The organism is Flavobacterium sp. HSC-32F16, from assembly GCF_024171645.1.
Classification (GTDB): domain Bacteria; phylum Bacteroidota; class Bacteroidia; order Flavobacteriales; family Flavobacteriaceae; genus Flavobacterium.
This window is the reverse complement of record NZ_JALKAC010000001.1, coordinates 944,738-956,709: the sequence shown is the minus strand read 5'-3', so window position 1 is coordinate 956,709 and position 11,972 is coordinate 944,738. Positions and strand designations below refer to the sequence as shown.

Genomic DNA, 11,972 nt, shown 5'->3' with positions numbered 1-11,972 from the left:
ATGAAAAAGATATATATATCAATCTTTGTTTTATCAGCATTTACTTTTACAGGATGTGCCGATGATTACTTAGATGTTAAACAAACAGAAACTGTTTCTACAGACGATATCGAATTGTTTAACAATGACAATGGAGCAAAAACATTTGTTACATCAATTTACAGTAAGTTTTTAGATTGGGACATGAGCTCATTTGGATGGATTGGATTAGCCAGTATTACTTCTGATGATGCAGACAAAGGTTCAACTCCTAGTGATACAGGTACAGATAAAGATGTTTTGGATGCACTAAGCTATAACGCATCAAATCCATCTGCAGAAAGTACATTTAATGCAAATTATGATGGAATCAATAGATGTAATCAGGCCTTAGCAATTCTGCCTAAATTAGATAAAGCTGATTCTGCATTAAGAGAAAGATTAATGGCAGAAGCAAAATTTTTAAGAGCTTTTATGTATTTTACTTTAGTGAAATGTTATGGAGGTGTACCGATTGTTGACCACATATCTAGTCTTCCATTATCTGCAGCAGATAAAGAAATGCAGTTAACTCGAAAATCTACTGCTGAAGTATATGCTTTTATTGAAAAAGATTTAACTGAGGCCGCTGCAGCATTGCCTAATAAATCGGAATATTCATCAGATGAAAAATCAAGAGCTTCAAAAGGAGCTGCGTATGCACTATTAGCAAAAGTAAATTTATATCAAAAAAACTGGCAGAAAGTAATCGACAATTGTAATTTGGTTACTGGTTATATTATTTCTCCTGATTATGCGAAAATGTTTAGATTGGAAGGGGAGAATGATGGTGAATCTATTTTTGAAATTAATGGTGTTGGTTCTGTACCTGTTCGTGGAATTCAAGGATACTCGAATACTCAAGGAGTTCGTGATTCATGGGGATGGGGCTTTAACCAGCCTTCTGAAAGTTTAGTAAATGCTTACGAACCTGGAGATGTTAGAAAAGATGCTACCATTATTTTTAGAGGAACTACTTTGTACGACGGAACGTTAGTGCCATTAATAAAATTAGAGAAAGATCAAGTTGATCCTAATCCAAGATATAACTATAAAGCTTATTCTTCAGCATTTACAAATGCATGGGAAACGGATTCAAATATTAAATATCTAAGATATGGTGAAGTTTTATTAATGAAGGCTGAAGCTTTAAATGAATTAGGTCAAACTTCAGAAGCTATTCCTTTACTTAATATAATAAGACACAGAGCAGGATTAGGAGATACTCCGGCAGTTTCTCAAAATGCTGTTAGAACTGCAATATGGAAAGAAAGAAGAGTTGAATTAGCTTTTGAATTTGATAGATTCTTCGATCTTGTTAGAACCGGTCAGGCAAAAGATGCTTTTGCTGCTGATAAAAGTATTGATTTCCCTAATGGAAGAGTGTTCACAGTTGGTAAAAATGAATTATTTCCAATACCAGCATCTTTCATCTTAATATCTGAAGGGATGTCTTCTCAAAACCCTGGTTATAATTAATTTTTTTTTAAATCACTTCCTTCAGAATCATCCTGAAGGGAGTGATTATTTATTCAATATTTAAATTTTTATAATGATTAGAATTTCAGTTTTATTTTTAGCTTTTACTTTTTTCAGTTGTGGATCTAATGCGGATAAATCAAAAGAAAATGCACAAGAAAATACCTCTGGCGTTGTTGCATTAACAGATGAACAGCTTATTGAGATTGTTCAAAAACAAACTTTTAAATACTTCTGGGATTATGCAGAACCCAATTCTGGATTAGCCAGAGAACGTTACCATCCAGATGGAGTTTATCCTGAAAATGATTCAAATATCGTTACAACAGGCGGCTCAGGTTTTGGATTAATGGCTCTTGTTTCAGGAATGTCACAAGGTTATATTACTAAAGAACAAGGAGTAGAAAGACTTAACAAAATTGCAGATTTTTTAGGCAAAGCAGATCGTTTTCACGGAGCATGGTCACATTGGATTGACGGAAATACAGGGAAAGTAAAACCTTTTGGAACCAAGGATAATGGGGGCGATTTAGTCGAAACTTCATTCTTGGTTGCGGGAATGATTACCGTACGTGAATATCTTAAAGATGGGGCTGAAAAAGAAAAAGCAGTAGCACAAAAATTTGATGCACTTTGGAAAGGTGTTGACTGGCAATGGTATACAAATAATAAAAATGTTCTATACTGGCACTGGTCGCCAAACTACGCGTGGCAGATGAATTTTGCTTTAGAAGGGTACAATGAATGTTTAATTACTTATGTAATGGCAGCTTCATCACCAACACATACCATAGATGCAAAGGCATATCATGAAGGATGGGCTAGAAGCGGAGACATTGTTTCTGCTGCTACTAAGTATAATATTCCTTTAATTCTAAGCCATAATGGAGCTAAAGAATTTGGCGGACCATTATTCTGGGCGCATTATTCTTATGTTGGTTTAGATCCAAATCAATTAACTGATAAATATGCTGATTATTGGGATTTAAATGTAAATCAAACGAAAATCAATTATGAATATTGTGTAGCAAACCCAAACAAAAATGAAGGTTATGGACCAGATTATTGGGGGCTAACAGCATCTTATTCTAGAAATCCTGACGGGTCGATTGGTTACAACGCCCATATGCCAAGTAACGATCAAGGAGTTATTTCACCAACAGCTGCAATCAGTTCCATTGTATATACACCAAAAGAATCGATGGCTTTAATCAGAAACTTATACGAAAATCATAAAAAAGAAACTTGGGGAGATGCTGGTTTTTATGATGCCTTAAGTTTAGGAAACAATTGGGCTGCAAAACGCTATTTAGCAATTGATCAGGGACCAGAAGTGGTTATGTTAGAAAATTACCGTACAGGATTATTGTGGAAATTATTTATGAATGCACCCGAAGTAAAGCAAGGTTTAACAAAACTTGGATTTAAATCAGGAAAATACGGAATTTAAGAATTGGCATGAAGTATAAATTAGTTTTCTTATTCCTTTTGTTTTCAATATTCGGCTTTAGCCAAAGTGAAACAACCGGAAAAATTAATACCGTCATAATGGCAAAGTATGAGTTGGGCTATGTGCTGCACAAACCCGCAAATACAAAAGAAAAAAAGCCATTAATAGTTTTTATTTCCGGAGATGGAGAAAAAGGAACTGATATTGAAAAAGTAAAAATTAATGGTCCTTTTAAATATTTAAAAACACACCAGTTAGATGCTTATGTTTTAGCACCGCAATGTAAAGAAGATGAAAACTGGGATATAGAATCAATTTATCAGCTGATTTTAAAAACTCAGAGAGAAAACAAAATTGATTCAGAAAGAATATATGTTACTGGTTTGAGCTCAGGAGGCTGGGCTTCGTGGAATTTGGCTTATGCACATCCGGATCTATTTGCCGCAAACGTACCTGTCGCTGGTTTTGTAGATTTAATTCAACTTGAAAAAACGTGTGAAATAGCCAATATTCCAACCAGAATTTACCACGGATTGTTAGATGATGTGGTAAATGTAAATTATGCGATTGCGATTTACAAAGAATTGAAAAAATGTAATGCAAAAGATGTAAAGCTGACCATTTTTGATGATGCAAATCACGACAGCTGGACAAGAGTTTATGATAATGCAGCAATTTACGACTGGATGTTTCAGCAGAAAAAACAAATACAAACAAATAAATAAATTATAATGAAAAACAAATTAGTCTTACTTTTTTTAGGATGTGCTGTTTTGGGTTATGCTCAAAAAAAGAGCACAAAGAGCACAGTAAAAATTAAACCTAAGTCGGAGTTTGTGGCAGAGTTAATGTCAAAAATGACATTAGATGAGAAATTAGGACAGTTAAATTTACCAACATCTGGAGATATTACAACAGGACAAGCAAACAGCTCCAATGTTGCAAAAAATATAGCCGAAGGAAAAGTGGGCGGTTTGTTCAATATAAAATCAGTACAAAAAATTAAAGAAGTACAAAAAATTGCTGTTGAAAAAAGCCGTTTAAAAATTCCATTGCTTTTTGGTATGGACGTTATACATGGTTACGAAACAACATTCCCAATTCCGTTAGGATTATCTTGTACATGGGATATGGGCTTAATTGAAAGAAGTGCGCAAATTGCTGCAAAAGAAGCAAGTGCAGATGGAATCAACTGGACTTTTTCTCCAATGGTAGACGTATCTCGTGACCCGCGCTGGGGAAGAGTTTCTGAAGGTTCTGGAGAAGATCCTTATTTAGGAAGCCAAATTGCAAAAGCAATGGTAAATGGTTACCAGCAGCATGACCTTTCAAAAAACAATTCAATATTAGCTTGTGTTAAACACTTCGCATTATATGGAGCTCCAGAAGGCGGACGTGATTACAATACCGTTGATATGAGCCACATCAGAATGTTTAATGATTATTTTCCTCCTTATAAAGCAGCAGTAGATGCAGGTGTAGGTTCGGTTATGGCATCTTTCAACGAAGTTGACGGAATTCCGGCAACAGGAAACAAATGGTTAATGACAGATGTTTTAAGAAAACAATGGGGTTTCAAAGGATTTGTAGTAACAGATTTTACTGGAATTCCTGAAATGATTGAGCACGGAATGGGGAATCTTCAAGATGTTTCAGCTTTAGCATTAAATGCTGGTGTTGAAATGGATATGGTAGGAGAAGGTTTTTTAGGAACTTTGAAAAAATCGTTAGATGAAAAGAGAGTTTCTATTGAAACAATCGACAATGCGGTTAAACTTATTTTAGAAGCAAAATACGATTTAGGATTATTCCAGGATCCGTATAAATATTGTGACGAGAAAAGAGCTAAAACTGAAATCTTCACAACAGACAGCAGAAAAGAAGCACGTCAAATTGCAGCACAATCTTTAGTATTATTAAAAAACCAAAACCAATTATTACCACTTAAAAAATCAGGTACAATTGGTTTAATCGGGCCATTAGCAGATGCTAAAGAAAATATGCCTGGAACTTGGAGTGTAGCTACAAAAATGGAAAATGCAGTTTCATTATTAGCGGGAATTAAAGAAGTTGCAGGTGCAGGTACAAAAGTTTTATATGCAAAAGGAAGTAATTTAGATTACGATGAAACTTTTGAAACTAATGCTACAATGTTTGGGAAAACCTTACACCGTGATACACGCTCAAAAGAAGAAATGTTAGCAGAAGCTTTAAAAGTAGCTGAGCAATCTGACGTAATTGTTGCTGCACTTGGAGAATCTGCAGAAATGAGCGGAGAATCAAGCAGTCGTACAAATTTAGAAATTCCACAAGCGCAAAAAGATTTATTAAACGCGTTACTAAAAACAGGAAAACCAGTTGTTTTAGTATTGTTTGACGGCCGTCCTTTGGTTATTACTGACGAAGAAAAGACAGTTCCGGCAATTTTAAATGCTTGGTTTGCCGGTACAGAAGCTGGTTATGCTATTGCAGATGTTTTATTTGGAGATGTAAATCCTTCGGGAAAATTAACTTCAACTTTTCCAAGAAGCGTTGGACAGTTGCCAATTTACTATGCACACAAAAATACTGGAAGACCACTTTCTAATTCTGAGGGGAAATTTGAGAAATTCAGGTCAAACTATATTGATGAAAGAAACGAGCCATTATTCCCATTCGGGTTTGGTTTAAGTTACACCACTTTTGATTATTCAAACTTGAAAATTTCTTCTGATAAAATGGATTCAAACGGAAAATTAAAAGTAACGGTTGATGTAACTAACACTGGAAATTTTGACGGAAAAGAAACAGTTCAATTGTATATTAGAGATTTAGTTGGTTCAGTAACAAGACCAGTTAGAGAATTAAAAGGTTTCCAAAAAACAGCACTTAAAAAAGGTGAAAAACAAACAGTAAGTTTTGATATTACTGTTGAAGATTTAAAGTTTTATAATTCTGACCTGCAATTCGCAGCAGAACCTGGACAGTTTGATATTTTCGTTGGAGGAAATTCAAATGCCGATAAGAAAGTTAGTTTCGAGTTAACTAAATAGTTGGTTTATTGATTAGTTAAAAGCCCTTCATATGGAGGGCTTTTTTTCTAAAACAAAGAACCTTTTTTGTAATTATTTAACTACGTTTATTATGAATACTTTTAAAATATTTCGCTTTTTTAGCTTTTTGTGTTTAGTTATCCTTTTTTCATCGTGCTGCACCAAACAAAATGCTATAGTAGCACATCGCGGTGCATGGAAAAAAAATAATCTTCCTGAAAATTCGATTGCAGCTTTTAGACACGCTATTGATTTAAAACTGCCAGGCTCTGAATTTGACGTTTGGAGAACGGCCGATGATTCGCTGATCATCAATCACGATGCACATTACAACAAACTGCTTATCGAAGAAACAAATTATGCTGACTTGTTAAAGTTTAAACTTTCAAATGGAGAAAAGCTGCCAACTTTGCATGAATATATTATTGAAGGAAAAAGAAATAACAAACACACACTTTTAGTGTGTGAAATAAAACCTTCTGAAATTAGTAAAGAAAGAGGTCAAAAAACGGCTCTAATGGCTGTTGAAGTGATCAAAAAACTAAAAGCAGACAAAAATACGTGCTATATTAGTTTTGATTACGATATTCTTAAAGCAATCAGAAAAGTGGATTCAAAAACATCTTTACAATATTTAGAAGGAAATAAATCTCCAAAAGAAGTTAAAGCGGATCACATTAACGGTGTCGATTATCATTATTCAGTCTTTAAAAAACATCCGGAATGGATTAATGAAGCAAAGGAGAATAAGATTATTCTAAATGCCTGGACCGTTAATGAAGCTTCAGATATGGATTGGATTATTGATCATAAATTCAATTACATTACTACAAACGAACCCGAACTTTTAGACGAAAGATTAAAGATTAAAAAATAATCTTTCACACTTTACAAAATACAATTCAAACCATGAAAAAGAGATATAAACAATTAGCAGTGCCTATTGTATTGTTTTTGATGATTTTCAATAACACTATCTTGGCACAGAATAAAGCAAATTCGGGTAAAACAGAATGGTTCGATCCATCTAAACCTGCCACAACATATTGTAATCCAATTAACATTGGATACAATTATACAACGCATAATCATAATAGAATTCCAGAATCCCGCCGTTCAAGCGCCGATCCTGTAATTATTACATATAAAGGAGAATACTATTTATTTGCAACCAATCAGGCAGGTTTCTTTTGGAGTAAAGACATGTCAGACTGGAACTTTGTTTACGGAAGTTTCCAAAGAGAACCAGGCGATGATGATCAATGTGCGCCAGCGGCATGGGTGGTAAATGACACTTTATTTTACGTAGGATCAACTTGGAAAAGAGATCATCCAATCTGGAAAACTGCTGATCCAAAATCGGGAAGATGGACACGTCACGTAGACAAAGCAATGCTTCCAACCTGGGATCCTGCTATTTTTCAAGACGATGACAAAAAAGTATATATGTACTACGGTTCAAGCGGAAAATTGCCATTGGTTGGAGTAGAAGTAGATTATAATACATGGCTTCCAAAAGGAAATCAAGCCGATTATGCAGAATTGTATAAAGCGACAGAGGTTGAGGATATTCAAAAAGTATACGGACAAGTTAAAGAAGTAGCAATTTTAGATCCTTCTGCTCATGGCTGGGAGCGTTTTGGACCAAACAATGATATGGAACCTGCACCGTGGGGAAATTTCATTGAAGGAGCCTGGATGACCAAACATAACGGGAAATATTATATGCAGTATGGTGCGCCCGCAACAGAATTTAAAGGTTATGCAAATGGTGTTCATGTTGGAGATCATCCGCTTGGGCCATTTACCTACCAAAAACACAATCCAATGTCTTATAAACCAGGCGGATTTGTAATTGGTGCAGGACACGGAAATACTTTTGCAGACAATTACGGAAATTACTGGAATACAGGAACGTGCAAAATTTCAATTAAAGATCGTTTTGAGCGTCGAATCGATATGTTCCCCGCCGGATTTGATAAAGAGGGTGTAATGTATTCTATAACATCTTACGGAGATTTTCCAATTGTGCTTCCAACAAGTGAACGTGATCAAACCAAAGGAGCTTCATCTGGCTGGATGTTACTTTCATATAAAAAACCGGTAACAGTTTCTTCTTCTGAAGAATGCATGGAAGTCGAAACTCACAGAATGGATAACGGCGGGAAAAAAGTATATGAAAAATTCTGCTATGGCCCAGAGAATTTAACCGATGAAAATATTCAAACTTATTGGTCTGCAAAAACAAGTGATCCGGGAGAATGGCTTCAGATGGATCTAGGACGAGAAATGGAAATTAAAGCTCTCCAGATTAATTATGCTGATCATAAAGCTACACAGTTTAATAAAGCAATGGATATTTATTATCAATATCAAATTTTAATGTCAAATGATGGTCAAAACTGGACTTTGATAGTTGATAAATCTAAAAATGATAAAGATGTTCCTCATGATTATGTAGAACTTACAAAATCATTTAAGGCGCGTTACATTAAAATGATTAATCGTCACAATGCATCAGGATTATTTGCAATTTCTGATTTCAGAGTTTTTGGAAATGGATTAGCAGAAAAACCAAAAGCAGTGTCATCTTTTAAAGTAGATAGAAATAAGACAGATTCAAGAAACGCCATGATTTCCTGGAAAAAACAAAATGATGCCGTGGGATATAATATTTATTACGGAATTGAAACAGATAAATTATACAACAGTATTATGGTTTATGGCGACAATTCGTATGATTTTAGAGGGTTGGATAAAGGAACAAAATACTATTTTACAATAGAGCCTTTTAACGAAAATGGAATAGGTGCAAAAAATAAAATTATTGAAGTAAAATAGTTTTATTTTATTAAAATCATAAAAACTCTAATTATAAACTAACAGGTTTGTAATTAGAGTTTTTTTTTGTGAATGGATATGGAAAAACTCTGACAATTCTGTAGATTTTTTGTTTCTTTGTCAAATAAGCCAAGAAATTGGAACAAACCCAAAATGCTATAAAAACTATGAAAAAAACGATTCTTTTAACTGCTTTAGTTTTAAACGGATTAACATTGTTCGCGCAGTCAAATGATGAAAAAAACATCAAATTATTTTACAAAAAAGCTTTAACCGAAGCGAAGTGTTATTCTTGGTTAGAATATCTGTCAAATGATATTGGAAGCCGTTTATCTGGATCAAAAGGAGCTGCAGAAGCTGTTGAATACACTAAAAGACAATTAGAAGGTATTGGTCTAGATAAAGTTTATTTACAAGAAGTTATGGTTCCTCACTGGGTTAGAGGTGAAAAAGAAACCGCTTTTATTCTAGACGGAAAGGTAAAAACTACTGTGCCAATCTGTGCTTTAGGTGGATCTGTTGCAACGCCAAAAACAGGACTTACAGCAGAAATAATTGAAGTACAGGGAATCAAAGAATTAAGTGAGCTTGGGGCTGATAAAGTAAAAGGAAAAATTGTTTTTTACAACAGACCAATGAATCCTGAAAATATTGAAACCTTTACATCATACGGGGCTTGCGTAGACCAAAGATATGCAGGCGCAAAAGAAGCGGCTAAACTTGGAGCTGTAGGAACAATTGTCCGTTCTATGAATTTACGTTTAGACGATTTTCCTCACACAGGAGCACAAAGTTATGGTGATTTACCAAAAGAACAATATATTCCAACAGCTGCAATTAGTACAAACGGAGCTGAATTGTTAAGCAAATCTTTAAAAGTAAACCCTGCTTTAAAATTTTATTTCAAACAGTCTTGCGAAACTCTGCCAGATGTATTATCACATAACGTAATTGGAGAATTAACAGGAACTGTAAGCCCAGAAAATATTATGGTTGTTGGCGGTCACTTAGATTCTTGGGATTTAGCCGATGGTTCTCATGATGATGGAGCAGGAGTAGTGCAAAGTATGGAAGCTGTTCGTATTCTAAAAAACTTGGGCTATAAGCCAAAGAATACTATTCGTGTAGTATTATTTATGAATGAAGAAAATGGAGGAAAAGGCGGTGCCAAATATGAAGAAGTTTCAAAACAAAAGAACGAGAATCATATTTTTGCTTTAGAAAGTGATTCAGGAGGATTTTCTCCAAGAGGATTTTCTATTGAAGCTGATGATGTTAACTTAAAAAAAATACAAGGATTTAAAGACTTTTTTGAACCTTATTTAGTACATAGTTTTACAATTGGGCATGCAGGTTCAGACATTAGCCATTTAACGTCTAAAGCCATAGTTAAAGCAGGTTTAAAACCAGATTCACAACGTTATTTTGATTATCACCACGCAGCAAATGATAAATTTGATGCCATTAACAAAAGAGAATTAGAATTAGGTGCGGCAACTATGACGTCATTATTGTACTTAATTGACCAAACCGGAATTGTTCTTCCAACTGCAAACTAAGATTTTTTTAACAGAAATATAAAAAGCTGCAAGTATACACTTGCAGCTTTTTTTTAGGATTTCATTACAGCCAAATAATACAAAAAGGTTATTGGAATATTAGAAAGGATTATAAGGATTTTAACCGCTATATCTCTTCTGTGTGCAGGCAGATGAATAAATCTTTCTGTTAAATGAAAAAGCATTATTGAATTTAGTACTATTCCGGAAAGAGCAAATGGCCACGCAATGACTAAAATATTCGGGCTCTCATTTGAAACAATATAAAGCATAAATAATAGTGTGCTGATAGTAAAAGTTCCAATAGCTAACTCAGTAGATTGTTTTTCTTCAAAAGGTTTATTTTGTATTGTTTTCATGATATTATATTTTAAAAGTTTTTTGAATAGATTGAATTGGCATTGAAAGCATTTTTGAAAAATCCAGATAATGAAATGAATGAGCCTGTTTTCCTCTTTTAAACTGCTGAAAGAAATATTTTATCTGATTTGGATAGAAAATAGTTCCCGATAGAATTACCATGAATAAATACAGACTTCTTTTTCCGTTTCCTAAAAGATAATACTGCATTCCAATTTCTTCGTAAACAGAAATTCCCGTATTTGTGAGAACATGAATAACATCATGATCTTCCAATTTTTCCTGAATATCAAAATGATTTTTATATAGAAAATTTCCTAAACCATATCCCAAGCTGTCGTTAGGGAAATCAAACAACTGTTTCTTATCTATATCCCAAGGATCATTCTTTTTAAAATATTTTTGATATGGCTTTTTTGTACATTCATATAGTCTTTCAATTAAATAATCTCTCATATTTTTGGTTAGTTAAAAGTTCTTTGAAATTCAAAGTGAATAATTAAATAAAAAAGCTAACAGGTTTTAGAATTAGCTTTTTCTTATTTTTTAATAATTGTCTATAATAGTTTTTAGTAAATCTGAATCAGCTAGATCAGAAGGGGCAACAACCTTTTCTTCAAGCGGAATATTATTACCGTAACGTTCTTTCAGGATTTTTTTTACTCTTGGATCTTCAAGATTAAAATCTTTCAATTCTCTTAATTTGGATAGTTCTATGCCAGCTGCATTCTTGTAAATTTTCCAAATCAGTTCAGAACAGTAAATTCTGTTATCTGTCCATTCAAAATACGCGTCATATTCTTTTCCGTCAAACTGCTGGCTGTAAATTTCCATTTTTTGAAGTATTTCAGGAGTCAAAACAGTTTCGGCATTTTTCAATCTCTTTACTACATATCTATTGTCTTTTCCATGCTGAATCCATTCATCAAAAGGAGTTAGTTTTACAGGCTGTACTGCTTCAAAGACAAACCATTTACCATTAACGTTGTAAATGATACCGCAATGCGAAAATTTAGAATTAGTAGCAATTCGTACCGCTTCACATTGAGGAGACTGCGAGGTTTGAAATATAATATCGCCGCTCTGAATTTTGTCTGAAATCACATTTTCTGTTTTTGTTTTAGAAAACGGATTATTCGGAAATACCTTCACAGCCACAAACAGCGCCAGTCCAAAACTAAGCACAAATGTGAGGATTAGAAAAATATACTTTTGTTTTTTCATAATTAATTT

Annotated in this window: 10 protein-coding genes; 7 read left to right on the top strand and 3 right to left on the bottom strand. The window is 33.9% G+C overall.

Annotated features, from left to right (window positions below; genetic code table 11):
- From L1276_RS04265 to L1276_RS04235, 7 genes are all read left to right on the top strand, one after another.
- Positions 1-1,497, top strand: a complete 1,497-nt coding sequence (locus L1276_RS04265; RefSeq protein WP_253785781.1) for a RagB/SusD family nutrient uptake outer membrane protein — start codon at positions 1-3, stop codon at positions 1,495-1,497.
- 73 nt (positions 1,498-1,570) lie between these two features.
- A complete protein-coding gene (locus L1276_RS04260; protein WP_253785779.1) occupies positions 1,571-2,947 on the top strand; it encodes a glucoamylase family protein in 1,377 nt (458 codons plus the stop codon).
- A 98-nt stretch (positions 2,948-3,045) separates the two neighbouring features.
- Positions 3,046-3,672 (top strand): prolyl oligopeptidase family serine peptidase, encoded by a 627-nt coding sequence (locus tag L1276_RS04255; RefSeq protein ID WP_253785777.1) that lies wholly within the window; start codon positions 3,046-3,048, stop codon positions 3,670-3,672.
- A gap of 6 nt (positions 3,673-3,678) precedes the next feature.
- Positions 3,679-5,979 (top strand): beta-glucosidase BglX, encoded by a 2,301-nt coding sequence (gene bglX, locus L1276_RS04250; RefSeq protein ID WP_253785775.1) that lies wholly within the window; start codon positions 3,679-3,681, stop codon positions 5,977-5,979.
- Positions 5,980-6,070: 91 nt separating this feature from the next.
- The gene (locus L1276_RS04245) at positions 6,071-6,856 is read left to right on the top strand and encodes a glycerophosphodiester phosphodiesterase family protein (RefSeq protein ID WP_253785773.1); all 786 of its coding nucleotides are present in this window, start codon (positions 6,071-6,073) and stop codon (positions 6,854-6,856) included.
- Positions 6,857-6,888: 32 nt separating this feature from the next.
- Positions 6,889-8,820: a discoidin domain-containing protein gene (locus L1276_RS04240; protein WP_253785771.1), complete on the top strand. Its 1,932-nt coding sequence runs from the start codon at positions 6,889-6,891 to the stop codon at positions 8,818-8,820.
- Positions 8,821-8,987: 167 nt separating this feature from the next.
- A complete protein-coding gene (locus L1276_RS04235) occupies positions 8,988-10,379 on the top strand; it encodes a M20/M25/M40 family metallo-hydrolase (protein ID WP_253785769.1) in 1,392 nt (463 codons plus the stop codon).
- A gap of 53 nt (positions 10,380-10,432) precedes the next feature.
- On the opposite strand, the gene L1276_RS04230 is transcribed toward L1276_RS04235, so the two are convergent.
- The 3 genes from L1276_RS04230 to L1276_RS04220 all read right to left on the bottom strand — a co-directional run bounded on the left by L1276_RS04230 (position 10,433) and on the right by L1276_RS04220 (position 11,963).
- Positions 10,433-10,738, bottom strand: a complete 306-nt coding sequence (locus L1276_RS04230) for a hypothetical protein (protein ID WP_253785767.1) — start codon at positions 10,736-10,738, stop codon at positions 10,433-10,435.
- Positions 10,739-10,742: 4 nt separating this feature from the next.
- Positions 10,743-11,195 (bottom strand): ubiquinone biosynthesis protein COQ4, encoded by a 453-nt coding sequence (locus L1276_RS04225; RefSeq protein ID WP_253785765.1) that lies wholly within the window; start codon positions 11,193-11,195, stop codon positions 10,743-10,745.
- 90 nt (positions 11,196-11,285) lie between these two features.
- On the bottom strand, positions 11,286-11,963 hold the full coding sequence (locus tag L1276_RS04220; protein WP_253785763.1) for a YiiX family permuted papain-like enzyme: 678 nt from the start codon (positions 11,961-11,963) through the stop codon (positions 11,286-11,288).
- Between the last annotated feature and the right edge of the window lie 9 nt (positions 11,964-11,972).